Here is a 24,771-nt window from a genome sequence, read left to right as displayed (position 1 = left end):
CCAGGCACCTCCTTATATTAATGAGTTATCCTTAAGCTTCTTTTACAGTTACAAGGTGAGAAACTTTGTTGATCATACCAAGAATAGCAGGAGTTTCTTCCTTAACTACAGTTGAATTCAACTTTTTAAGACCTAAAGCTTCTACCGTCGCACGTTGATCTTGTGGACGACCAATTACACTACGAGTGAGGGTAATTTCTAACTTTTTCGCCATTTGTTTTCCCTCCTTAACCTAGTAGCTCTTCTACAGATTTACCGCGTAATTTTGCAACATCTTCAGCGCGCTTAAGTTCGCTTAATCCGTTCACAGTAGCGCGAATCATGTTGATTGGTGTGTTAGAACCAAGAGATTTCGAAAGAATATCTTGTACACCTGCTAATTCAAGGACCGCACGAACAGGTCCACCAGCAATAACACCAGTACCCTCAGCAGCAGGCTTTAAGAATACTTCACCAGCTCCAAAATGACCGTTGATTGTGTGTGGAATTGTTGTACCAACTAATGGTACAGCGATTAAGTTTTTCTTAGCGTCTTCGATAGCTTTGCGGATTGCGTCTGGTACCTCTTGTGCTTTACCAGTACCGAATCCAACATGACCGTTTTTATCGCCAACTACAACTAGTGCAGCAAAGCGGAAACGACGACCACCCTTAACAACTTTCGCGACACGATTTATCGTAACTACACGTTCTTCAAGTTCTAATTTACTTGGGTCAATGCGATGCATCAATTTTCCCTCCTTTGACCATTAAAATTGTAATCCAGCCTCACGAGCAGCTTCAGCTAGAGCTTTAACACGGCCATGGTATAAGTAACCACCGCGATCAAATACTACTTCTTTAACGCCTTTCTCTACAGCACGCTTAGCAACTGATTCTCCAACTTTCGTAGCAGCTTCAATATTGCTAGTACCGTTAAGAGCAAGGTCTTTATCAAGAGTAGATGCACTTACTAACGTTACACCATTTACATCATCAATAACTTGAGCGTAAATATGTTGGTTAGAACGGAACACGTTTAAACGTGGACGTTCTGCAGTACCAGTAAGTTTAGCACGTACACGCGCATGTCTTTTCTTACGAGTCGCATTTTTATCAGCTTTAGTGATCATTCTTGTCACTCCTTTCTCTCACCTAACGGGTTTACTTAGCAGTTTTACCTTCTTTACGACGAACAACTTCGCCTTCGTAACGAATACCTTTACCTTTGTAAGGCTCAGGAGCACGTACAGCGCGGATGTTAGCAGCGAATTCGCCAACACGTTGCTTGTCGATACCTTTGATTACGATCTTAGTTGGTGCAGGTACTTCAACTTCAAGACCTGCTTCCGGAGTCATTTCTACTGGATGAGAATAACCTACGCTTAATACAAGTTTATCACCTTGTTTTTGAGCACGGTAACCAACACCGACTAATTCAAGTCCGCGTGCGAAACCTTCAGTTACACCTTCAACCATGTTTCCGATTAAAGCACGAGTTGTACCGTGTAATGCACGGTGTTCCTTCTGTTCAGATGGACGCTCAACTGTTAATGTATTCTCTTCAATTTTGATAAGCATATCAGCATTGAAAGTACGAGTTAATTCACCTTTAGGGCCTTTTACTGTTACAGTATTGTCTTCTGCAACTGTAATAGTAACACCTGCAGGGATTTCAAGAATCTTTTTACCAATACGAGACATGTGGTCACACCTCCGTTCGTTTTAAATATATATTACCAAACGTATGCTACTACTTCTCCACCAGTTTGTAATTGACGAGCGTCTTTGTCTGTCATTACTCCCTTAGATGTAGAAACAAGAGCGATACCTAATCCGTTAAGTACACGTGGTACTTCGTCAGCTTTAGCGTAAACGCGTAAGCCAGGTTTACTGATACGTTTTAATCCAGTGATTACACGTTCGTTGTTTGCACCATATTTCAGGAAAATACGAAGGATACCTTGTTTGTTATCCTCGATGTATTCTACATCACGAATGAAACCTTCACGTTTTAAAAGTTCAGCGATCTCTTTTTTGATTTTAGAAGCAGGAACCTCTAATTTCTCATGACGTACCATGTTCGCATTACGGATGCGAGTAAGCATGTCTGCAATTGGATCTGTCATCACCATGTGTTTTACCTCCTTCCCATTTGTGGGTTTTACCAACTAGCTTTTTTAACACCAGGAATTTGACCTTTATATGCAAGTTCACGGAAACAAATACGGCAAAGTTTAAATTTGCGGTATACAGAATGCGGACGACCGCAGCGTTCGCAACGTGTATACTCTTGTACTTTAAACTTAGGAGTACGCTTTTGTTTCGCAATCATAGATTTTTTAGCCACGTTTTCGCCTCCTCTACTTAGCGTTGGCTTCCATTATTTTTGGAATGGCATACCGAATTGTGTTAAAAGTTCACGAGCTTCTTCATCAGTGTTCGCTGTAGTAACGATTACGATGTCCATACCGCGGACTTTGCTTACTTTATCATAATCAATCTCAGGGAAAATAAGTTGCTCTTTAACACCTAATGTATAGTTTCCACGACCATCGAATGATTTCTTAGAAACACCACGGAAATCACGTACACGTGGTAAAGAAACTGATACTAATTTATCGAAGAACTCATACATTTGCTCGCCGCGTAAAGTTACTTTCGCACCGATTGGCATACCTTCACGAAGACGGAAACCAGCGATTGATTTTTTAGCACGAGTTACAACAGGTTTTTGACCTGCGATTTGTGTTAATTCTTCTACTGCGTTGTCTAACGCTTTTGAGTTAGATACCGCGTCACCAACACCAGTGTTGATTACGATCTTTTCGATTTTTGGTACCTGCATTACAGATTTATAGTTAAACTTGCTCATTAGAGCAGGAGTAATTTCCTTTTGGAACTTCTCTTTAAGGCGATTCAATGAAGTGACCTCCTTTCTTAAGAAAATTATTTATCTAATAATTCACCAGATTTTTTTGCAATACGAACTTTTTTACCATCTTCTACCTTGAAGCCTACGCGAGTAGGTTCACCTGTTTTCGGATCTAAAATCATAACGTTAGAAACGTGAATAGGTGCCTCTTTAGTAATAATTCCACCTTGTGGATTTAATTGAGATGGCTTAGAGTGCTTCTTAACGATGTTAACACCCTCAACGATAACACGGTTTTGCTTTGGGAAAGCCACAAGGATAACGCCTTGTTTTCCTTTGTCTTTACCAGTGATTACCTGTACTTTATCACCTTTTTTTACATGCATCTTAATTCTGCACCTCCTTAGCAAGGCAATACCTTAAATTATAGAACTTCTGGAGCTAAAGAAACGATCTTCATGAAGTTGCTATCACGTAATTCACGAGCTACTGGTCCGAAGATACGAGTACCACGTGGGCTCTTATCGTCTTTAATGATAACCGCTGCGTTTTCATCAAATTTGATGTAAGAACCATCCGGACGACGAGCACCGCTCTTCGTACGTACTACTACTGCTTTAACAACGTCACCTTTTTTAACAACGCCACCTGGTGTTGCTTGTTTTACCGTAGCAACGATAATGTCACCAATGTTAGCATATTTACGACCAGAGCCGCCTAATACTTTAATTGTTAAAAGTTCACGTGCACCAGAGTTGTCAGCAACTTTCAAACGAGATTCTTGTTGGATCATGTTATGAAACCTCCCTTCGGACTAAAAATTCCGATTCGTCTATTTAGATAATAACCGCTTCTTCAACGATTTCAACTAAACGGAAACGCTTAGTAGCAGAAAGCGGGCGAGTTTCCATGATTTTTACGATATCGCCAAGTTTCGCTTGGTTTTGCTCATCATGGGCTTTGTACTTCTTAGAATACTTAACACGTTTTCCGTACAAGGAATGAGTTTTGTAAGTTTCAACTAAAACTGTAATCGTTTTGTCCATTTTGTCAGACACTACACGACCAGTATAAACTTTGCGTTGGTTACGTTCGCTCACTATGCAAACCTCCCCTCAATTTATCGATTAATTCCGATCTCTCTTTCACGAACTACAGTTTTCATACGAGCAATTGCCTTACGCACTTCACGAATGCGAGTTGGATTCTCTAATTGTCCTGTAGCAAGTTGGAAGCGAAGATTAAACAACTCTTCCTTTAAAGCTTTAACTTTTGTTTCGATTTCGGCAGTGGTTAATTCACGAATATCATTAGTTTTCATTAGATTCACCACCATTTTCTTCACGTTTTACGAATTTACATTTCACAGGTAACTTGTGAGCTGCAAGACGTAATGCTTCGCGTGCTACCTCTTCAGATACACCCGCGATTTCGAACATAATTTTCCCAGGTTTTACTACTGCTACCCAGCCTTCTGGTGCCCCTTTACCGGAACCCATACGTACTTCTAGAGGTTTTGCAGTGTAAGGTTTAGAAGGGAAAATTTTAATCCATACTTTACCGCCACGTTTCATGTAACGAGTCATTGCACGACGAGCAGCTTCGATTTGACGGTTTGTAATCCATGAAGCAGCTTGTGCTTGTAAACCGAATTCACCGAAAGCTACTTCAGTTCCACCTTTAGCACGACCACGCATTTTACCACGATGCTCTCTACGATATTTTACGCGTTTTGGCATTAACATATTATTTTCCTCCTTCCTCAGAAGCTTTCTTTTTTGTAGGAAGGACTTCTCCACGGTAGATCCATACTTTTACGCCTAATTTACCGTATGTTGTATCAGCTTCAACTGCTGCATAGTCAATATCAGCGCGAAGTGTATGAAGTGGAACAGTTCCTTCACTGTAAGATTCTGCACGAGCGATATCAGCTCCGCCAAGACGACCAGAAACCTGTGTTTTAATACCTTTAGCACCTGCACGCATAGCACGTTGAATAACTTGCTTTTGTGCACGACGGAATGATACACGGTTTTCTAATTGACGAGCGATGTTTTCGCCTACTAATTTAGCGTTAAGATCAGCTCTCTTAACTTCTAAAATGTTGATGTGTACACGCTTGCCTGTTAATTGGTTAAGAGCTTTACGAAGTGCTTCAACTTCAGTACCACCTTTACCAATTACCATACCAGGTTTTGCAGTGTGAATTGTAACATTTACACGATTTGCTGCACGTTCGATTTCTACTTTAGCAACAGCAGAATCTTTTAAGCGTACATTAATGTACTCACGGATTTTGATGTCTTCATGTAATAATGTAGCGTAATCTTTCTCAGCGAACCAACGAGATTCCCAGTCACGGATAACGCCGACACGAAGACCAATTGGATTAACCTTTTGACCCATCGATTATCCCTCCTTCTTTTCTGATACCACAACTGTGATGTGGCTTGTGCGTTTGTTAATTTGGCTTGCACGACCCATTGCACGTGGACGGAAACGTTTTAACGTTGGACCTTCGTCAACGAAAACTTTCTCAACAACTAAGCTGTTAATGTCCATTTCATAATTGTGCTCTGCATTTGCGATTGCAGATTTTAAAACTTTTTCTACAACTGGAGAAGCAGTTTTTGGTGTGTGGTTAAGGATAGCAATCGCTTCACCCACTTGCTTACCTCGGATTAAGTCTACAACTAAACGAACTTTACGAGGAGCAATACGAACTGTTCTCGCTACTGCTTTAGCTTGCATTGAAGTGCCTCCTCTCATTATCTTCTAGTTTTCTTATCGTCAGCATCATGACCTTTATACGTACGAGTTGGTGCGAATTCACCTAACTTGTGGCCTACCATGTCTTCAGTAACATATACAGGTACATGTTTACGACCGTCATATACAGCGATTGTGTGACCGATGAACTGAGGGAAGATCGTTGAACGACGAGACCAAGTTTTAACAACTTGCTTTTGCTCAGTTTCATTTAGCTTTGCAATTTTACTCATTAAATGATCATCGACAAATGGTCCTTTTTTCAAGCTACGAGCCATTTTGGTGCCTCCCTTCGTGATTGCCGTACGGTTCTCAAAGTGAACCGTACTACAATCCCATTATTTTTTACGACGACGAACGATGAATTTGTCAGACGCTTTGTTTTTCTTACGAGTTTTGAATCCAAGAGTTGGTTTACCCCATGGAGACATTGGAGACTTACGTCCGATTGGTGAACGTCCTTCACCACCACCGTGTGGGTGATCAACTGGGTTCATTACAGAACCACGAACAGTTGGGCGCTTACCTAACCAGCGAGAGCGACCAGCTTTACCGATCTTGATAAGTTCGTGTGACTCGTTACCAACTTGACCTACAGTTGCACGGCAAGCAGATAATACAAGACGCACTTCACCAGAAGTTAAACGTACAAGAACGTATTTACCTTCTTTACCAAGTACTTGTGCAGATGTACCAGCAGAACGAACTAATTGTCCACCACGACCTGGTTTAAGCTCGATGTTATGAACAACAGTACCTACTGGAATGTTGATTAATGGTAATGCGTTACCGATTTTAATGTCAGCTTCAGCGCCAGACATAATTTCCATACCTACTTCTAAGTTCTTAGGAGCAAGAATGTAACGTTTTTCACCGTCAACGTAGTTAATTAATGCGATATTCGCAGAGCGGTTTGGATCGTATTCGATCGTAGCAACGCGTCCTGGAATTCCATCTTTGTTACGTTTGAAGTCGATGATACGGTATTGACGCTTATGTCCGCCACCTTGATGACGTACAGTGATTTTACCTTGGTTATTACGACCAGCCTTTTTGCTTAAAGGAGCAAGTAAAGACTTTTCGGGTCTGTCAGTCGTGATTTCAGCGAAATCATTCGTAGTCATGTTACGACGACCGTTAGTAGTTGGATTATACTTTTTAATTCCCATCTCAATTTCCCTCCTTCTTTAGTAAGAATTAAACGCCTTGGAAGATTTCGATTTCTTTGCTGTCAGCAGTTAGCTTAACGATTGCTTTACGACGACGGCTAGTAAAACCAGCGTGACGACCAACGCGTTTTGCTTTCGGCTTGTAGTTCATGATGTTCACTTTTTCTACTTTAACACCAAAGATCGCTTCTAGAGCATCTTTAACTTCTGTTTTATTAGATTTAACGTCCACATCGAACGTGTATTTTTTTTCAGCCATCATTTCCATAGAACGTTCAGTGATAACTGGGCGCTTAATGATATCACGAGGATCTCTCATTATGCAAGCACCTCCTCTACTTTTTCCACTGCCGCTTTTGTCATGATTAGCTTATCATGATGAAGCACGTCTAAAACGTTTACGCCATCAGCAGTGATTACTGTTACTCCAGGGATATTGCGAGCAGATAACTCTACAGATTCGTTTGCATCAGCAGTTACGATAAGAGCTTTCTTCTCAACAGTTAATCCTTTAAGTACTGCTAGCATATCTTTTGTTTTTGGTGCATTTAACACTAGGTCTTCAAGAACTACAATGTTGTTCTCAACTACTTTAGTAGCTAATGCAGATTTGATTGCTAAACGACGAACTTTCTTAGGAAGTTTGTACGCATAGCTTCTTGGTGTAGGTCCGAATACCGTACCACCACCACGCCATTGAGGAGAGCGGATAGACCCTTGACGAGCACGTCCAGTTCCTTTTTGACGCCATGGTTTACGACCACCACCGCGAACTTCAGAGCGAGTTTTTACTTTGTGTGTACCTTGACGTAAAGATGCACGTTGCATCATTACAGCTTCGAAAAGTACAGCTTCATTTGGTTCGATACCGAAAATAGCTTCAGCTAATTCGATTTCACCAACCTGTGAACCAGTTTGGTTATATACAGTAACTTTTGGCATTGGAATTCCTCCTTCCTATTGTGAATTATTTGCTAACCTTCACAGCGCCTTGAACAACTACAAGAGATTTCTTAGCACCTGGAACGTTACCTTTTACTAGTAATAAGTTGCGCTCAGTGTCAACTTGAACGATTTCTAAGTTTTGGATAGTAACTTGGTCTCCACCCATACGTCCAGCAAGTTTTTTGCCTTTGAATACACGGTTCGGAGCAACTGGGCCCATTGAACCTGGACGACGGTGATAGCGAGAACCATGAGACATAGGTCCGCGAGATTGTCCGTGGCGTTTGATAACACCTTGGAAACCTTTACCTTTAGAAATTCCTGTTACATCAACGATTTCACCTGTAGCGAATACGTCAACTTTTACCTCTTGACCAACCTCTAATCCGTCCACGTCTGCATCGCGGATTTCGCGAATGAAGCGCTTAGGAGTTGTAGATGCTTTAGCAGTGTGGCCTTGTTCAGGTTTGTTAGTTAACTTTTCACGCTTATCTTCAAATCCTAACTGAATTGCGTTGTAGCCATCAGTTTCAGTTGTTTTCTTTTGAAGAACAACGTTTGGATTAGCAGCGATAACTGTTACTGGGATTAACTCACCGTTCTCAGCAAATACTTGAGTCATACCGATCTTTCTTCCTAAGATTCCTTTGGTCATGAGTTACACCTCCTACATTTTTAAGTTATATAAATTATAGTTTGATTTCGATATCTACACCAGATGGTAAGTCTAAACGCATTAATGAATCTACTGTTTGTGGAGTAGGACTCACGATGTCGATTAGACGTTTGTGCGTGCGCATTTCGAATTGCTCACGAGAATCTTTGTACTTATGAACAGCACGAAGAATTGTGTAAACAGTTTTTTCAGTTGGTAATGGGATCGGACCAGAAACTGTTGCCCCAGAACGCTTAGCTGTTTCTACAATTTTCTCAGCTGACTGATCAAGAATACGGTGATCGTAAGCTTTTAAACGGATACGAATTTTTTCTTTTGCCATTATTTTCCCTCCTTCGTTCGCCTATTTCTAAAATAGACCTTCTCCATGGAAATTTCCTCACACCATGCCATGGCAAAGCGGCCGGGTGTGTCAGCAACCTTCCACTTCATCGCAGTCAAAGACCAACATTGTCTATTATACAATGTTATTCGTCTAGATGCAAGCATCTTTTTGTTTGCATCTGCTTTTCTCTACTTTTGCTATTATACATGGCACTTTAAAGAATTTCAAGTTTTCATCTAGCAGAATTCATTTTACAGTTTCTGGATTTTGGTTTTGATGATTTTACATTACTATAGAAGAAACTCGTCAAAATATGAAACAATCATTTTGTTCATTATATAAATGCAAACAAAAACCCCAAGGGAAAATCCCTCGGGGTTTTTTATATCAGTTAAGATTACTCAACGATAGTAGCAACTACGCCGTAACCTACTGTACGTCCACCTTCACGAATAGAGAATTTAGTTCCCTCTTCGATAGCGATTGGAGCGATAAGTTCGATAGTCATTTCTACGTTGTCACCAGGCATTACCATTTCAGTACCTTCTGGTAATTGGATGATACCAGTTACGTCAGTTGTACGGAAGTAGAACTGTGGACGGTAGTTAGCGAAGAATGGAGTGTGACGTCCACCTTCTTCTTTAGATAATACGAAAACTTCAGCTTTGAATTTAGCGTGAGCTTTTACAGAACCGCTTTTTGCAAGTACTTGTCCACGTTGGATGTCTTCACGAGCAACCCCACGAAGTAAAGCACCGATGTTGTCACCAGCTTGAGCTTGGTCAAGAAGTTTACGGAACATTTCTACACCAGTTACAGTTGTAGAAGCATTTTCTTCAGCAAGACCGATGATTTCTACAACGTCACCAACTTTAACGATACCGCGCTCAACACGACCAGTAGCAACTGTACCACGACCTGTGATAGAGAATACATCCTCTACAGGCATTAAGAATGGTTTGTCAGTTTCACGTTCTGGAGTTGGGATGTAAGCATCAACTTCAGCCATTAATTCAATGATTTTTGCTTCCCAATCAGCTTCTCCTTGAAGAGCTTTAAGAGCAGAACCTTTGATTACAGGAATGTCGTCGCCTGGGAATCCGTATTCAGATAATAGGTCGCGAACTTCCATTTCTACTAATTCTAATAATTCTTCGTCGTCTACCATGTCGCATTTGTTTAAGAATACAACGATGTAAGGTACACCTACTTGACGAGAAAGAAGGATGTGCTCACGAGTTTGAGGCATTGGGCCATCAGCAGCAGATACTACTAAGATACCGCCGTCCATTTGAGCAGCACCAGTGATCATGTTTTTAACATAGTCAGCGTGACCTGGGCAGTCAACGTGTGCATAGTGACGAGTTTCAGTTTCGTACTCAACGTGTGCAGTTGAGATTGTGATACCGCGCTCTCTTTCTTCTGGAGCAGCATCGATTTGATCGTATCCGCGTGCTTCAGCACCACCAGCTTTTGCAAGAACTGTAGTGATCGCAGCAGTTAATGTAGTTTTACCATGGTCAACGTGGCCGATTGTACCGATGTTAACATGGGGTTTAGAACGTTCGAATTTAGCTTTAGCCATTCTAAATTCCTCCTTAGTTTATATAGGTTATTTTATATTTAGTCTAGAAAGCGAAACTTGCGTCCCACTTTCTAAGCTTACATAAGTAGTTATACTTGAACAATCGATAAAAATCAATTATTCACCTTTATTTTTTTTGATAATTTCTTCAGAAACAGACTTTGGTACTTCTTCATAGTGGTCAAACACCATAGAGAATGTTCCGCGTCCTTGAGTGTTAGAACGTAATGACGTTGCATAACCGAACATTTCAGAAAGTGGAACCATAGCGCGAACAACTTGAGCGTTACCGCGAGCTTCCATACCTTCTACACGTCCACGACGAGATGTTACGTCACCCATAATGTCACCCATGTACTCTTCAGGAATTACAACTTCAACTTTCATCATTGGCTCAAGGATTACTGGGTTACATTTAGAAACCGCAGCTTTAAGTGCCATAGATGCAGCGATTTTGAACGCCATCTCAGATGAATCGACATCATGGTAAGATCCGTCAACTAATGCAGCTTTAATGTCTACTACTGGATATCCAGCAAGTACACCATTTTTAAGTGCATCTTCAAGACCTGCGCCTACAGCTGGGATGTATTCACGTGGAACAACACCACCGACGATCTTGTTTTCGAATTCGAATCCTTTACCTTCTTCGTTAGGTTCAAACTCAATCCAAACGTGTCCGAATTGTCCACGTCCACCAGATTGACGAGCGAACTTACCTTCAACTTTCGCAGCAGAGCGGAAAGTCTCACGGTATGCTACCTGAGGAGCACCAACGTTTGCTTCAACTTTGAACTCACGGCGCATACGGTCAACGATGATATCAAGGTGAAGTTCACCCATACCAGCGATGATTGTTTGGCCAGTTTCTTGGTCAGTGTGAGCACGGAATGTTGGATCTTCTTCAGAAAGCTTAGCTAATGCTGTACCCATTTTATCTTGGTCAGCTTTAGATTTTGGTTCGATAGCTACAGAGATAACTGGCTCTGGGAATTCCATAGACTCAAGGATAACAAGGCTCTTCTCGTCACAAAGAGTATCACCAGTAGTAGTATCTTTTAAACCTACAGCAGCAGCGATGTCACCAGCGTAAACTGTTGAGATCTCTTCACGGCTGTTAGCGTGCATTTGTAGGATACGACCTACACGCTCACGCTTACCTTTAGTTGAGTTTTTCACGTATGATCCAGAGTTTAACACACCAGAGTACACACGGAAGAACGTTAACTTACCAACATAAGGGTCAGTCATGATTTTGAATGCTAATGCTGAGAAAGGCTCTTCATCGCTAGACTTACGTTCTACTTCTTCATCTGTATCAGGAACGATACCTTTAATAGCAGGTACGTCTAATGGAGATGGTAGGTAGTCGATAACTGCGTCTAACAGAATTTGAACACCTTTGTTTTTGAATGCAGAACCACAGATTACTGGGAAGAATTCTACAGAAGTTGTAGCCTTACGGATACCAGCTTTAAGCTCTTCTACAGTGATTTCTTCACCTTCTAGGTACTTCATCATCATTTCTTCATCTAGCTCAGCTACCGCTTCGATAAGTTTTCCACGGTATTCTTCAGCTAGTTCTTTGTGCTCTTCAGGAATCTCAACACGTTGAATGTCTGTTCCTAAATCGTTACCGTACATGTAAGCACATTCTTCAACAAGGTCAATGATACCATTGAACTCATCTTCAGCACCGATTGGTAACTGAATTGGATGTGCGTTTGCTTGTAAACGATCGTGGATTGTTCCTACAGAGTATAAGAAGTCCGCACCAATCTTATCCATTTTGTTAACGAATACGATACGAGGTACGCCATAAGTAGTAGCCTGACGCCAAACAGTTTCTGTTTGTGGTTCAACACCAGATTGTGCATCAAGTACTGCTACCGCGCCATCAAGTACGCGTAAAGAACGTTCTACTTCTACTGTGAAGTCTACGTGACCTGGAGTGTCAATGATGTTTACACGGTGACCTTTCCATTGTGCTGTAGTTGCAGCAGAAGTAATTGTGATACCACGCTCTTGCTCTTGCTCCATCCAGTCCATCTGAGATGCACCTTCGTGAGTTTCACCGATTTTATGAATACGTCCTGTGTAGTACAGAATACGCTCAGTAGCTGTTGTTTTACCAGCATCGATGTGAGCCATGATACCAATATTACGAGTGTTTTCTAAAGAGAACTCTCTTCCCATTTGGTGTCTTGCTCCTTCCATATATGGATTGGATTTTTTATTTTAAGTAGCAAAAAAGCCACTTTATATTGTTACATATGTCAGTATGTCCAGTACTCTCATTATGTAAAACGAGCGCCATTGAAAGGGAGAGGCATTCTCCCTCTCCACACTTCCATAAGCGACAAATAAAGCGGTCTATGCTTACATTTATTTTACGTTGTATCCTACCAACGGTAATGAGCAAATGCTTTGTTAGCTTCTGCCATTTTATGAGTGTCTTCACGTTTCTTAACAGATGCACCAGCGTTGTTAGCTGCATCTAAGATTTCGTTAGCAAGACGCTCTTCCATAGTTTTTTCACCACGAAGACGAGCGTAGTTTACTAACCAACGAAGACCTAAAGTTGTACGGCGTTCTGGACGAACCTCAACTGGAACTTGGTAGTTAGCACCACCAACACGACGAGCGCGTACTTCAAGAACAGGCATAATGTTCTTAAGAGCTTGCTCGAATACTTCCATTGGCTCTTTACCAGTACGTTCGCTTACGATATCGAACGCATTATAAAGAATTGTTTGAGATTTACCTTTTTTACCGTCAACCATCATTTTGTTGATAAGGCGTGTTACTAGCTTTGAATTGTACATTGGATCTGGTAACACGTCACGTTTTGCAACAGGTCCTTTACGAGGCATATTGAGTTCCTCCTTTCATTAAAAAGTTATTATTTCTTAGCCGCTTTTGGCTTTTTAGTACCGTATTTAGAACGGCCTTGCATACGCTTGTCAACACCAGCTGTATCAAGCGCACCACGAACGATGTGGTAACGTACCCCTGGTAAGTCTTTTACACGACCACCGCGAATTAATACTACGCTGTGCTCTTGTAAGTTGTGACCGATACCTGGGATGTATGCTGTTACCTCAATACCATTTGTTAAACGAACACGAGCATATTTACGTAACGCTGAGTTTGGTTTCTTTGGAGTCATTGTACCAACACGAGTACATACACCACGTTTTTGAGGTGCAGAGATATCAGTTGATTTTTTCTTTAAAGAGTTAAAACCTTTGTTTAACGCAGGTGATTTAGATTTCCATACTTTATCAGTACGACCATTTCTCACTAATTGGTTAATAGTAGGCATTTGATTATCCTCCCTTCGCATGTTTGTATGACCACATATCCAGGTGGTTCATTATTAGTTGAAAACAAAGTTTTTGCAAGGGAGAGCAAATGCTCTCTCCTCACAAAAACAGTTTTAACTTATTATTCCTATTGCTGAAGCTCCCACTTGAATCCCCGCAACTTTTCCAAGTTTACGAACTGATTCAACTTTTGTTATGGGTATGTTATGTTGCAATGCAGTACGAATGATAACATGGGTTAACCGCATATCAGCATCTTCTGCAATGACAACTTCTTTAACTATACCATTTTTGATTGCTTCCAATGTGCGTTTATGACCAACGACCACATTTTCAGCATTTGACACTTTTTGATAAGACATATAAATATCCTCCAAAGCATCGTTCAGGAGCAACCTTGCTTATAGTAACATTTTGACTCATACAATGTCAACTAGGATTAACTGTTTTTATACAAAATTTACGACGGAAAATTTTACTGTTCCACATAAACTTCATCGTTTTCTACATTCATGTCATCTTGTGTTGTTTTAACAAGATCCACTTTGCGATAACGATTCATACCTGTTCCAGCAGGAACAAGTTTACCGATAATAACATTTTCTTTCAATCCTAGAAGCTCATCACGTTTACCCTTAATTGCTGCATCAGTTAAGACACGAGTTGTTTCTTGGAACGATGCTGCAGATAAGAATGAATCTGTTTCAAGTGAAGCTTTTGTAATACCAAGTAGAACAGGTCTAGCTGTTGCTGGTTGTTTACCTTGTAGTAACACCTTCGCATTGGCATCAGTAAACTGATGGATATCTAGTAATGTTCCTGGTAATACATCTGTTTCACCTGCATCACTTACACGAACTTTACGTAACATTTGGCGTACCATTACTTCTACGTGTTTGTCACCAATTTCTACCCCTTGCATACGGTATACTTTTTGAACTTCACGTAATAAGTATTCTTGAACTGCCGTAATGTCCGTTACTTTTAGTAATTCTTTCGGATCAATAGAACCTTCTGTTAACTCTTTACCGTGGCTAATTTGCTGTCCTGGAATTACTTTCAGACGAGCACCGTAAGGAATAGCATACGTACGAGTTTCAACTTCACCCTGTACAACTACTTCTTGGCGATCTTTAACATCGTTGATCGCTGCGATAACACCGTCGATTTCACTGATAACTGCCTGACCTTTCGGATTACGAGCTTCGAAGATCTCTTGGATACGAGGTAAACCTTGAGTGATATCATCTCCGGCAACCCCACCTGTATGGAACGTACGCATCGTTAACTGTGTACCTGGCTCACCGATAGATTGAGCTGCGATAATACCTACCGCTTCCCCTACCTCTACGTCTGTTCCAGTTGCTAAGTTACGGCCGTAACACTTCTTACATACACCGTGGCGAGTGTTACACGTGAACGCTGAACGAATGTTTACAGTTTCAACACCCGAATTTTCAACGATATGAGCGATATCTTCAGTAATTAATTGATTTTCAGCAACTAATACTTCACCTGTTTCAGGATGTTTTACAGTTTTTCTTGCAAAACGTCCAACAAGACGATCATATAATGACTCGATAACTTCATTACCCTCTTTAATCGCACCAATTAATAAACCGCGATCTGTTCCACAATCATCTTCACGAACGATTACATCTTGTGCAACGTCAACAAGACGACGTGTTAAGTAACCAGAATCGGCAGTTTTCAGTGCTGTATCGGCAAGACCTTTACGCGCACCATGCGTAGAGATGAAGTACTCAAGTACTGTTAAACCTTCACGGAAACTTGATTTGATTGGAAGTTCGATGATACGACCAGATGGATTGGCCATCAGACCACGCATACCAGCAAGCTGAGTAAAGTTCGATGCGTTACCACGGGCACCGGAATCACTCATCATGAAGATTGGGTTGCGTTTATTCAAGGATTTCATCAGTTTTCCTTGGATAACATCTTTTGCATTACTCCAAATAGAGATAACGCGATCGTAACGTTCTTCTTCCGTGATTAAACCGCGACGGAATTGTTTAATTACATTATCTACTTTTGCTTGTGCTTCGTGGAGAATTTCATCTTTTTCACCTAATACAAGAATGTCAGATACCCCAACTGTAATACCAGCTTTTGTAGAGTACTTGAATCCTAAGTTTTTCATACGGTCAAGCATGCGAGACGTTTCTGTAATTTTGAAACGTTTAAACACTTCCGCAATGATGTTACCAAGGATTTTCTTGCTGAATGGCGCCACTTCTTCGCGACTAGCAATAATCTCTTTAATGTTCGCACCTTTTTCAACGAAATATTTCGCTGGTGTTTCTTTTTCAAGGTTTGAATTTGTTGGTTCATTAATATAAGGGAACGACTCTGGTAAGATTTCGTTAAATATTAATTTACCAACTGTTGTTAATAGAAGCATACTCTTTTGTTCTTCAGTAAATGTTGCGTTGTTTACTGCGCTTGCAGCTACTGCAACACGTGTATGAAGATGTACATATCCATTTTGGTATGCAAGTAATGCCTCGTTCGCATCTTTGAAGACCATACCTTCACCGATTGCACCTTCACGCTCAAGTGTTAAGTAGTAGTTACCTAATACCATATCCTGAGATGGAGTAACAACTGGTTTACCGTCTTTCGGGTTCAAGATGTTTTGTGCCGCTAACATAAGAAGACGAGCTTCTGCTTGTGCTTCTGATGATAAAGGTACGTGAACGGCCATTTGGTCACCGTCAAAGTCCGCGTTGTATGCAGTACATACAAGTGGGTGAAGACGGATTGCGCGACCTTCTACTAATGTAGGTTCAAACGCCTGAATACCAAGACGGTGAAGTGTTGGTGCGCGGTTTAGAAGTACTGGATGTTCTTTAATCACAGATTCTAAAACGTCCCAAACTTCAGGTTGTACACGCTCGATTTTACGTTTCGCACTCTTAATGTTGTGTGCTAATCCTTTTTCAACTAACTCTTTCATTACGAAAGGTTTGAACAGTTCAAGCGCCATCTCTTTTGGTAATCCACATTGGTACATCTTTAAGTTCGGTCCTACAACGATTACAGAACGACCAGAGTAGTCAACACGTTTACCTAATAAGTTTTGACGGAAGCGTCCTTGTTTACCTTTAAGCATGTGAGATAGTGATTTTAATGGACGGTTACCTGGTCCAGTAACTGGACGGCCACGACGACCATTATCGATTAATGCGTCTACAGCTTCTTGTAACATACGTTTTTCGTTCTGAACGATAATGCTTGGTGCACCTAAGTCCAATAGACGTTTTAAACGGTTGTTACGGTTAATTACACGACGGTATAAGTCGTTTAAGTCAGAAGTAGCAAAACGTCCACCATCTAACTGTACCATTGGGCGTAGTTCTGGTGGGATTACTGGTAGAACATCTAAGATCATCCAAGATGGCTCATTTCCAGAATTACGGAATGCTTCTAATACTTCTAGACGTTTAATAGCACGAGTACGGCGTTGTCCTTGTGCTGTTTTTAATTCTTCTTTTAAGAAGTCTACTTCTTTATCTAAATCGATGTCTTGTAATAGCTTTTTAATCGCTTCTGCACCCATAGCAGCTTGGAATGTGCTACCATATCGATCACGATATGCACGGTATTCTTTTTCAGAAAGTAATTGCTTCTTATCAAGTGGTGTATCTCCACTTTCTGTTACAACATAAGAAGCGAAATAAATTACTTCTTCAAGCGCGCGAGGGGACATGTCTAAGACAAGTCCCATGCGGCTCGGGATACCTTTGAAATACCAAATATGAGATACAGGAGCAGCTAATTCGATATGACCCATACGTTCACGACGCACTTTCGCACGCGTTACTTCAACGCCACATCGATCACAAACTACACCTTTATAACGTACACGTTTGTATTTTCCGCAATGACATTCCCAGTCCTTTTGTGGTCCGAAAATACGCTCACAGAACAAGCCATCTTTTTCAGGCTTTAACGTACGATAGTTAATTGTTTCTGGTTTCTTAACTTCACCGTATGACCAAGAACGAATCTTGTCAGGTGAAGCAAGTCCAATCTTCATATATTCAAAGTTATTTACATCTATCAAGGGGCCTACCTCCCTTTTAGTCTACAGGTTATCCCAATTATTCCTTAGTTGTCTCAACTTCGACATTCAATTTGTCTGCTGATTGATGATCATCGTCATCTTCCGTATCACGCATTTCAATTTCTGTATCGTCGCTAGACATCATTTTAACGTCCATACCTAAACTTTGCAGCTCTTTAATCAATACTTTGAATGATTCAGGAACGCCTGGTTCTGGAACATTTTCGCCTTTAACAATTGCTTCATACGTCTTAACACGTCCAACAACATCATCAGACTTCACTGTTAAGATTTCTTGAAGAGTATAAGCAGCACCATAAGCTTCAAGTGCCCAAACCTCCATCTCACCGAAACGCTGTCCACCGAACTGAGCTTTACCTCCAAGAGGCTGCTGCGTTACAAGTGAGTATGGTCCAGTAGAACGAGCATGAAGTTTATCGTCAACCATGTGCGCAAGTTTGATCATATACATGACACCAACAGATACACGGTTATCGAATGGTTCACCAGTACGTCCGTCATACAGGATTGTTTTCGCGTCATTTGCCATACCAGCTTCTTCAATTGTGCCCCAAACATCTTCCTCACGAGCACCATCGAATACTGGTGTTGCAATGTGAATGCCAAGGTATCTTGCTGCCATACCAAGATGAAGCTCTAATACCTGACCGATATTCATACGAGATGGTACCCCTAATGGGTTTAACATGATATCGATTGGCGTACCGTCTGGTAAGTAAGGCATATCTTCTTCTGGTAAAATACGAGAGATAACACCTTTGTTACCGTGACGTCCGGCCATCTTGTCACCTTCAGAAATTTTACGTTTTTGAACGATATATGCACGCACAAGTTGATTCACGCCTGGTGGCAATTCGTCGCCATCTTCACGGTTGAATACTTTTACGTCTAAGATAATACCGCCACCACCGTGTGGTACACGTAGTGATGTATCACGTACTTCACGCGCTTTTTCTCCAAAGATAGCATGTAATAGACGTTCTTCAGCTGTTAATTCTGTTACACCTTTAGGTGTTACTTTACCAACAAGTAAATCTCCATCTTTTACTTCCGCACCAACGCGAATGATACCGCGCTCGTCAAGGTTGCGTAATGCATCTTCCCCAACGTTTGGAATGTCACGTGTAATTTCTTCTGGTCCAAGCTTCGTATCACGAGCTTCTGACTCATATTCTTCAATATGAATAGAAGTGTACACATCATCTTTTACAAGGCGCTCACTCATAATGATCGCATCCTCGTAGTTATAACCGTCCCAAGTCATGAAGCCAACAAGCACGTTACGTCCAAGTGCTAGTTCACCTAATTCCATAGAAGGACCATCCGCAAGGATTTCACCTTTTACAACTTCATTTCCAACACTTACGATTGGACGTTGGTTGTAGCAAGTTCCTTGGTTAGAACGAATGAATTTTTGCATTTTGTAGCGATCTAAGTCGCCTTTTACTGTTTGACCGTCAACTTCTACATAGCGACGTACCCAAACTTCACGTGCTTCTACTCGTTCAACAATACCAGGGTGTTTACAGATTACTGCAGCACCTGAGTCTTTTGCTGATACGTACTCCATACCTGTACCTACAATCGGAGATTCCGGATTCATTAACGGAACCGCCTGACGTTGCATGTTCGCTCCCATAAGTGCGCGGTTAGAGTCATCGTTTTCTAAGAACGGAATACAAGCTGTCGCTGCCGACACTACTTGTTTTGGTGATACATCCATGTAGTCGATGCGTTCTTTATTTGTGACAATGTTTTCACCACGGAAACGAGCTACGATATCTTCATCAAGGAATTCTCCTTCTTCAGATAATTTCATATTCGCTTGGGCTACAACATAATTATCTTCTTCATCTGCTGTTAAATAATCAACATGCCCTGTTACAAGACCAGTTTCTGGGTCAACACGACGGTATGGTGTTTCAATGAAACCAAACTCATTTACTTTCGCGAACGAAGATAATGAGTTAATCAAACCGATGTTTGGTCCCTCTGGTGTTTCAATCGGACACATACGACCATAGTGAGAGTAGTGAACGTCACGTACTTCAAAGCCTGCGCGCTCACGCGTTAAACCACCAGGTCCTAATGCAGATAATCTTCGTTTGTGAGTTAACTCTGCTAACGGATTTGTTTGGTCCATGAACTGAGATAACTGAGAACTTCCGAAGAACTCTTTAATAGATGCAATAACAGGACGAATATTAATTAATGCCTGTGGTGTAATTGCATTTGTATCTTGGATCGACATTCTCTCACGAACAACACGTTCCATACGAGAAAGACCGATACGGAATTGATTTTGTAATAGTTCTCCAACAGAACGCAGACGACGGTTTCCTAAGTGGTCGATATCATCTGTATCCCCTACTTTATATAGTAGGTTGAAGAAGTAACTGATAGAAGCAAGGATATCACCTGGTGTGATGTGTTTTACATCGCGAGTAATATTTGCATTACCAATTACGTTAATTACGCGCTCGCCTTCTGACTCAGGAGCATAAATCTTAATAGATTGCAGCTCAACATCGCCTTCTACCACTCCACCCATTGGTTTCGCTGTTTTGAATCCAATGTTTTTCTCTAAGTAAGGTAAAATGCGATCAAGTGTACGACGATCTAAGATTGTTCCTTCTGCCGCTAAAATTTCACCAGTTTCTGGATCCACTAATGTTTCAGCTAAACGTTGATTAAACAATCTGTTTTTAATGTGTAACTTTTTGTTGATCTTGTAGCGACCTACATTTGCTAAATCGTAGCGCTTTGGATCAAAGAAACGAGACACAAGTAAGCTCTTAGCATTTTCTACTGTTGGTGGTTCACCAGGACGTAGGCGCTCATAAATTTCAAGCAATGCTTTTTCTGTGCTATCTGTGTTGTCTTTTTCTAATGTGTTGCTTAAGTATTCGTTATCACCTAAAAGCTCGGTGATTTCTTGATCAGAGCCAAACCCTAATGCGCGTAACAAAACAGTTACAGGAAGTTTACGCGTACGGTCAATACGCACATATACAACATCCTTAGCATCTGTCTCATACTCTAACCAAGCTCCGCGGTTTGGAATTACAGTAGCAGTAAAACCACGTTTTCCGTTTTTATCCACTTTGCCACTATAGTATACGCTTGGAGAGCGAACTAACTGGGAAACGATAACACGTTCTGCACCGTTAATTACGAATGTTCCAGTCTCTGTCATGAGTGGGAAATCTCCCATGAACACATCTTGTTCTTTTACTTCACCAGTTTCCTTGTTGATTAGACGCACTTTTACACGAAGTGGTGCTGCATACGTCACATCACGCTCTTTGCATTCGTCTACAGAGTATTTAGGTTCACCTAAGCTGTAGTCGATAAATTCAAGCGATAGATTTCCCGTAAAGTCTTCAATCGGAGAAATGTCTTGGAACATTTCTCGCAAACCCTCATCAAGAAACCACTGATAAGAAGAGGTTTGAATTTCGATAAGATTTGGTAACTCTAATACTTCACTAATACGGGCATAACTTCTTCGTTGGCGGTGGCGTCCGTATTGAACTAGTTGACCTGTCAACTGCTTCACCCCTCAAATCATGAGTATTATAAATGCACAAAAAAATTTGTGCAAAATCACAAATAAATACAACTACTGCTATTTAGCGTAGTCTTTTTTCTCTTAAAGATAAATACGTTGAGTCTTTCTACCTGTTCAAAAAAGAAAAATGGCTTCTATAAGAAAACCATCATTCTGTTTCATAATCTGCTGATTTTACTATCTTTTCCAAGAGAAACAAAAATATACATCTTTCTCAACGCAGAAAATCATATATTGGCATTGTATAATGTTAACATAGCCAAAAATAACCGTCAACGTTTTTTTGATTTTATGATATAATATCCTTTTTTCTTTTCTACAACTTCGACTTCAGAAAACACTTCTTCTAGTTTCTTCAGCGCAGATGGTGCACCTTGTTTCTTTTGAATAACAATCCACAACTCTCCACCTGGAACTAAATGTTCTACAGCTTTTTCTAAAATCTCATGCACGATATCTTTACCTGCACGAATTGGAGGATTAGATAGAATAGCAGCATACATACCATCTACATTTTCATAGACGCTACTTTGAAAAATGTGCACATTTCCAATTCTATTGTTAGCGGCATTTTCTTTTGCAAGCTCAAGTGCCCTTTCATTCACATCCACCATGTGAACTTTACGGTCTTGAAACTCTTTCGCCAACGATAAACCAATTGGTCCATATCCACAACCTACGTCTAATATGTCACCTTTAATATCCGGCACTTGAAACGCTTCAATTAAAAGACGAGAACCAAAGTCCACTTCGTTTTTCGAGAACACCCCACGGTCAGATAAGAAAGTAAATTGAGATCCACGAAGCGTAAATTCCCATCGCTTACGATCACTTTTACTAGAAGGGTCGTTAGAAAAATAATGGTCTGCCATATGGCCACCTCTTTTCTTTACAGTTAAAAAAAAAGCTCGCATGAGAGCGAGCTTTTTTTAAAGCATCAAAAGTTAATTACTTAACTTCTACAGCAGCGCCAACTTCTTCAAGTTTAGCTTTGATTTCTTCAGCTTCTTCTTTAGCAGCAGCTTCTTTGATTACTTTTGGAGTGTTGTCAACTAATTCTTTAGCTTCTTTTAAGCCAAGACCAGTGATTTCACGAACAACTTTGATAACTTTGATTTTTTGTGCACCAGCGCTAGTTAGTTCCACATCAAATTCAGTTTTCTCAGCAGCAGCTTCTCCAGCGCCACCAGCAACAGCTACAGGAGCAGCAGCAGTTACGCCGAATTCTTCCTCGATAGCTTTTACTAAGTCGTTAAGTTCTAATACAGTCATAGATTTAACTGCTTCAATGATTTGTTCTTTAGTCATTGTAAATATCCTCCCTTAAATAGGTTTGTATTGTTTTATCGATAATACGTAATTATCTTTTAAAAAATTAAGCGCCTTGCTCTTCCTTTTGGTCTGCAACTGCTTTAGTAGCAAGTGCAAGGTTACGGATTGGAGCTTGAAGAACGCTAAGAAGCATAGAAAGTAAGCCTTCACGTGATGGAAGAGTAGCGATAGCTTTAACCTCATCAAGTGTTACAAGTTTACCTTCGATTACGCCCGCTTTAATTTCTAAAGCTTCATGATCTTTAGCGAAGTCGTTTAATACTTTCGCAGGAGCAACTACATCCTCGTTACTGAACGCGATTGCGTTTGGTCCTGTTAAGAATTCATTTAACTCAGCCATTTCAGCAGATTCTGCAGCACGACGAGTTAGAGAGTTTTTGTAAACTTTGAACTCAACGCCAGCTTCACGTAATTGCTTACGTAATTCTGTTGCTTCAGAAACTGTTAAACCACGGTAGTCAACAACGATTGTAGATTTACTAGCGCGAAGTTTGTCCGCGATTTCAGTTACAACTTGTTGTTTAGTTTCGATTACTTTGCTCATGTTATTACACCTCCTGTAGATTATATAGAAGATGTACCGAAAGTGCACTAAAAACCTCCATGCCCAACTTGTAGACATGGAGGCATATAGTCACAGAAAAAAATTCCGCTTCGTATATTAACACCTAGGTAGGAAATTAAGTCTATTGACACCTACTGTCTACGGTACACTAATTAAATTCACAACATAAATGATTATATTAAAACTTCTTTATGAAGTCAACTTCCAAAATTTACGCTAATGTAGAAACGTCTACACGTACGCCAGGTCCCATTGTAGAAGCAACTGTTACGTTCTTCATGTAAGTACCTTTTGCAGCAGCTGGCTTAACTTTTTGTAAAGTGTCAGCGATTGTTCTGAAGTTTTCTACTAATTTAGCATCTTCGAAAGATACTTTACCGATTGGAACGTGGATGTTACCAGCTTTATCAACGCGGTATTCAACTTTACCAGCTTTGATTTCGTTAACAGCTTTAGTTACATCGAAAGTAACTGTTCCAGTTTTAGGGTTTGGCATTAAACCTTTAGGTCCTAATACGCGACCAAGTTTACCAACTTCACCCATCATGTCAGGAGTTGCTACTACTACATCGAAATCGAACCAACCTTGTTGGATTTTACCGATGTAATCAGCATCGCCTACGAAGTCAGCTCCAGCAGCTTCAGCTTCTTTAGCTTTTTCACCTTTAGCGAATACTAATACACGTTGTACTTTACCAGTACCGTGTGGAAGAACAACTGCACCACGGATTTGTTGGTCAGCTTTCTTAGGGTCAACACCTAAACGGAATGCAGCTTCTACAGTTGCATCAAATTTAGCTGTGTTTGTTTTCTTTACTAATTCTACTGCTTCTGTTGCAGAGTAAGCAGCTGCACGATCAACAAGCTTTGCAGCTTCTACGTACTTTTTACCTCTTTTAGCCATTTTTATTTCCTCCTCGAATGTGGTTTTAGCGGAATAACCTCCCACGTTTACGCTTATTTTCAGGTATAACCTGAGGATGCGCGCCACCCATTTATTTAAAAACGATAATCATTTACGATAATAAAGGTTGCGAATTGGAATTCCAGACCCGCAACCTTTTTTAAAAAACAAATCGAATTAGTCTTCGATAACGATGCCCATACTGCGTGCAGTACCTTCAACCATACGCATTGCAGCTTCTACGCTAGCAGCGTTTAGGTCAGGCATTTTAGTTTCAGCGATTTCGCGTACTTTATCACGCTTAACAGTTGCCACTTTATTACGGTTTGGTTCACCAGAACCAGACTCAATACCAGCTACTTTCTTAAGAAGAACAGCAGCAGGAGGAGTTTTAGTAATGAAAGTGAATGAACGGTCCTCAAATACCGTAATTTCAACAGGGATGATAAGACCAGCTTGATCTGCTGTACGAGCGTTAAACTCTTTACAGAAGCCCATGATGTTAACACCTGCTTGTCCTAATGCTGGACCAACTGGTGGAGCTGGGTTAGCTTTACCTGCAGGAATTTGAAGCTTTACCATTTTAATTACCTTTTTAGCCACGAGACACACCTCCTTAAGTCCGTGATGTGGTCAATTGGA

At 40.7% G+C, this 24,771-nt stretch carries 32 protein-coding genes and 1 other annotated feature; all 32 genes read right to left on the bottom strand.

The genetic code is table 11. The features are described 5' to 3' along the window. Positions 1 to 31: 31 nt before the first annotated feature. The gene (gene rpmD, locus ACTFRN_RS26240) at positions 32 to 214 is read right to left on the bottom strand and encodes a 50S ribosomal protein L30 (RefSeq protein WP_001085234.1); all 183 of its coding nucleotides are present in this window, start codon (positions 212 to 214) and stop codon (positions 32 to 34) included. Positions 215 to 227: 13 nt separating this feature from the next. Continuing rightward, positions 228 to 728, bottom strand: coding sequence for a 30S ribosomal protein S5 (gene rpsE, locus ACTFRN_RS26235; protein WP_000554646.1), 501 nt, complete (start codon positions 726 to 728; stop codon positions 228 to 230). A gap of 21 nt (positions 729 to 749) precedes the next feature. After that, on the bottom strand, positions 750 to 1,112 hold the full coding sequence (gene rplR / locus ACTFRN_RS26230; RefSeq protein WP_000628816.1) for a 50S ribosomal protein L18: 363 nt from the start codon (positions 1,110 to 1,112) through the stop codon (positions 750 to 752). Positions 1,113 to 1,143: 31 nt separating this feature from the next. After that, entirely contained in the window at positions 1,144 to 1,683 is a 540-nt protein-coding gene (gene rplF, locus ACTFRN_RS26225) for a 50S ribosomal protein L6 (protein WP_000086558.1), read from the bottom strand. A gap of 32 nt (positions 1,684 to 1,715) precedes the next feature. After that, a complete protein-coding gene (gene rpsH / locus ACTFRN_RS26220; protein ID WP_000245511.1) occupies positions 1,716 to 2,114 on the bottom strand; it encodes a 30S ribosomal protein S8 in 399 nt (132 codons plus the stop codon). 29 nt (positions 2,115 to 2,143) lie between these two features. Then, positions 2,144 to 2,329, bottom strand: a complete 186-nt coding sequence (gene rpsN, locus ACTFRN_RS26215) for a 30S ribosomal protein S14 (RefSeq protein WP_001085700.1) — start codon at positions 2,327 to 2,329, stop codon at positions 2,144 to 2,146. Between the two features lie 33 nt (positions 2,330 to 2,362). After that, complete coding sequence (rplE, locus tag ACTFRN_RS26210) at positions 2,363 to 2,902, bottom strand: 50S ribosomal protein L5 (RefSeq protein WP_001080827.1); 540 nt, start codon at positions 2,900 to 2,902, stop codon at positions 2,363 to 2,365. Between the two features lie 26 nt (positions 2,903 to 2,928). After that, positions 2,929 to 3,240 carry a 50S ribosomal protein L24 gene (gene rplX / locus ACTFRN_RS26205; protein WP_000558200.1) on the bottom strand — a complete coding sequence of 104 codons (312 nt, stop codon included), beginning with the start codon at positions 3,238 to 3,240 and terminating at the stop codon, positions 2,929 to 2,931. A gap of 38 nt (positions 3,241 to 3,278) precedes the next feature. Next, complete coding sequence (gene rplN / locus ACTFRN_RS26200) at positions 3,279 to 3,647, bottom strand: 50S ribosomal protein L14 (protein WP_000615912.1); 369 nt, start codon at positions 3,645 to 3,647, stop codon at positions 3,279 to 3,281. Positions 3,648 to 3,690: 43 nt separating this feature from the next. Beyond that, positions 3,691 to 3,954 (bottom strand): 30S ribosomal protein S17, encoded by a 264-nt coding sequence (gene rpsQ, locus ACTFRN_RS26195; protein ID WP_000004106.1) that lies wholly within the window; start codon positions 3,952 to 3,954, stop codon positions 3,691 to 3,693. A gap of 20 nt (positions 3,955 to 3,974) precedes the next feature. Next, positions 3,975 to 4,175 carry a 50S ribosomal protein L29 gene (rpmC, locus tag ACTFRN_RS26190; protein WP_000855718.1) on the bottom strand — a complete coding sequence of 67 codons (201 nt, stop codon included), beginning with the start codon at positions 4,173 to 4,175 and terminating at the stop codon, positions 3,975 to 3,977. Continuing rightward, positions 4,165 to 4,599, bottom strand: a complete 435-nt coding sequence (gene rplP / locus ACTFRN_RS26185; RefSeq protein ID WP_000928971.1) for a 50S ribosomal protein L16 — start codon at positions 4,597 to 4,599, stop codon at positions 4,165 to 4,167. The genes rpmC and rplP overlap by 11 nt, the downstream gene beginning before the upstream one ends. Before the next feature lies 1 nt (position 4,600). Continuing rightward, on the bottom strand, positions 4,601 to 5,260 hold the full coding sequence (gene rpsC / locus ACTFRN_RS26180; RefSeq protein WP_000529956.1) for a 30S ribosomal protein S3: 660 nt from the start codon (positions 5,258 to 5,260) through the stop codon (positions 4,601 to 4,603). A 3-nt stretch (positions 5,261 to 5,263) separates the two neighbouring features. Further along, positions 5,264 to 5,605 (bottom strand): 50S ribosomal protein L22, encoded by a 342-nt coding sequence (rplV, locus tag ACTFRN_RS26175; RefSeq protein WP_001148025.1) that lies wholly within the window; start codon positions 5,603 to 5,605, stop codon positions 5,264 to 5,266. Positions 5,606 to 5,622: 17 nt separating this feature from the next. Beyond that, positions 5,623 to 5,901, bottom strand: a complete 279-nt coding sequence (gene rpsS / locus ACTFRN_RS26170; RefSeq protein ID WP_000124453.1) for a 30S ribosomal protein S19 — start codon at positions 5,899 to 5,901, stop codon at positions 5,623 to 5,625. 60 nt (positions 5,902 to 5,961) lie between these two features. After that, positions 5,962 to 6,792, bottom strand: a complete 831-nt coding sequence (gene rplB, locus ACTFRN_RS26165; RefSeq protein WP_000511580.1) for a 50S ribosomal protein L2 — start codon at positions 6,790 to 6,792, stop codon at positions 5,962 to 5,964. Positions 6,793 to 6,820: 28 nt separating this feature from the next. Continuing rightward, positions 6,821 to 7,111 (bottom strand): 50S ribosomal protein L23, encoded by a 291-nt coding sequence (gene rplW, locus ACTFRN_RS26160; protein WP_001205558.1) that lies wholly within the window; start codon positions 7,109 to 7,111, stop codon positions 6,821 to 6,823. Then, complete coding sequence (gene rplD / locus ACTFRN_RS26155) at positions 7,111 to 7,734, bottom strand: 50S ribosomal protein L4 (protein ID WP_001127258.1); 624 nt, start codon at positions 7,732 to 7,734, stop codon at positions 7,111 to 7,113. Before rplD ends, rplW begins: the two co-directional genes overlap by 1 nt. A gap of 25 nt (positions 7,735 to 7,759) precedes the next feature. Beyond that, positions 7,760 to 8,392: a 50S ribosomal protein L3 gene (gene rplC / locus ACTFRN_RS26150; RefSeq protein WP_000160207.1), complete on the bottom strand. Its 633-nt coding sequence runs from the start codon at positions 8,390 to 8,392 to the stop codon at positions 7,760 to 7,762. A gap of 34 nt (positions 8,393 to 8,426) precedes the next feature. Beyond that, complete coding sequence (rpsJ, locus tag ACTFRN_RS26145; RefSeq protein ID WP_001040596.1) at positions 8,427 to 8,735, bottom strand: 30S ribosomal protein S10; 309 nt, start codon at positions 8,733 to 8,735, stop codon at positions 8,427 to 8,429. Between the two features lie 400 nt (positions 8,736 to 9,135). Next, complete coding sequence (gene tuf / locus ACTFRN_RS26140) at positions 9,136 to 10,323, bottom strand: elongation factor Tu (RefSeq protein WP_001029615.1); 1,188 nt, start codon at positions 10,321 to 10,323, stop codon at positions 9,136 to 9,138. A gap of 117 nt (positions 10,324 to 10,440) precedes the next feature. After that, positions 10,441 to 12,519 carry an elongation factor G gene (gene fusA, locus ACTFRN_RS26135; protein ID WP_000532231.1) on the bottom strand — a complete coding sequence of 693 codons (2,079 nt, stop codon included), beginning with the start codon at positions 12,517 to 12,519 and terminating at the stop codon, positions 10,441 to 10,443. Between the two features lie 206 nt (positions 12,520 to 12,725). Then, on the bottom strand, positions 12,726 to 13,196 hold the full coding sequence (rpsG, locus tag ACTFRN_RS26130) for a 30S ribosomal protein S7 (RefSeq protein WP_001137493.1): 471 nt from the start codon (positions 13,194 to 13,196) through the stop codon (positions 12,726 to 12,728). Positions 13,197 to 13,225: 29 nt separating this feature from the next. Next, on the bottom strand, positions 13,226 to 13,648 hold the full coding sequence (gene rpsL / locus ACTFRN_RS26125) for a 30S ribosomal protein S12 (RefSeq protein WP_001142340.1): 423 nt from the start codon (positions 13,646 to 13,648) through the stop codon (positions 13,226 to 13,228). Between the two features lie 114 nt (positions 13,649 to 13,762). After that, positions 13,763 to 14,011 (bottom strand): 50S ribosomal protein L7ae-like protein, encoded by a 249-nt coding sequence (locus tag ACTFRN_RS26120; RefSeq protein ID WP_000121830.1) that lies wholly within the window; start codon positions 14,009 to 14,011, stop codon positions 13,763 to 13,765. 113 nt (positions 14,012 to 14,124) lie between these two features. After that, positions 14,125 to 17,736, bottom strand: a complete 3,612-nt coding sequence (gene rpoC / locus ACTFRN_RS26115) for a DNA-directed RNA polymerase subunit beta' (protein WP_000567938.1) — start codon at positions 17,734 to 17,736, stop codon at positions 14,125 to 14,127. Positions 17,737 to 17,773: 37 nt separating this feature from the next. Further along, positions 17,774 to 21,307, bottom strand: a complete 3,534-nt coding sequence (gene rpoB, locus ACTFRN_RS26110; RefSeq protein WP_000147554.1) for a DNA-directed RNA polymerase subunit beta — start codon at positions 21,305 to 21,307, stop codon at positions 17,774 to 17,776. A gap of 293 nt (positions 21,308 to 21,600) precedes the next feature. Further along, positions 21,601 to 22,200 (bottom strand): class I SAM-dependent methyltransferase, encoded by a 600-nt coding sequence (locus ACTFRN_RS26105; protein WP_000763282.1) that lies wholly within the window; start codon positions 22,198 to 22,200, stop codon positions 21,601 to 21,603. A 76-nt stretch (positions 22,201 to 22,276) separates the two neighbouring features. After that, positions 22,277 to 22,636: a 50S ribosomal protein L7/L12 gene (gene rplL / locus ACTFRN_RS26100; RefSeq protein WP_000159736.1), complete on the bottom strand. Its 360-nt coding sequence runs from the start codon at positions 22,634 to 22,636 to the stop codon at positions 22,277 to 22,279. Positions 22,637 to 22,703: 67 nt separating this feature from the next. After that, on the bottom strand, positions 22,704 to 23,204 hold the full coding sequence (rplJ, locus tag ACTFRN_RS26095) for a 50S ribosomal protein L10 (protein WP_000048716.1): 501 nt from the start codon (positions 23,202 to 23,204) through the stop codon (positions 22,704 to 22,706). 39 nt (positions 23,205 to 23,243) lie between these two features. After that, positions 23,244 to 23,387 (bottom strand) — a sequence feature (ribosomal protein L10 leader region). Between the two features lie 49 nt (positions 23,388 to 23,436). Then, on the bottom strand, positions 23,437 to 24,129 hold the full coding sequence (rplA, locus tag ACTFRN_RS26090; RefSeq protein ID WP_002020168.1) for a 50S ribosomal protein L1: 693 nt from the start codon (positions 24,127 to 24,129) through the stop codon (positions 23,437 to 23,439). Between the two features lie 177 nt (positions 24,130 to 24,306). Next, positions 24,307 to 24,732: a 50S ribosomal protein L11 gene (rplK, locus tag ACTFRN_RS26085; protein ID WP_001085872.1), complete on the bottom strand. Its 426-nt coding sequence runs from the start codon at positions 24,730 to 24,732 to the stop codon at positions 24,307 to 24,309. Positions 24,733 to 24,771 lie beyond the last annotated feature (39 nt).

The sequence above is a fragment of the Bacillus cereus group sp. MYBK245-2 genome (genome assembly GCF_051916145.1).
GTDB classification, from domain to species: domain Bacteria; phylum Bacillota; class Bacilli; order Bacillales; family Bacillaceae_G; genus Bacillus_A; species Bacillus_A pacificus.
This window is presented reverse-complemented; position numbering and strand designations above follow the sequence as displayed.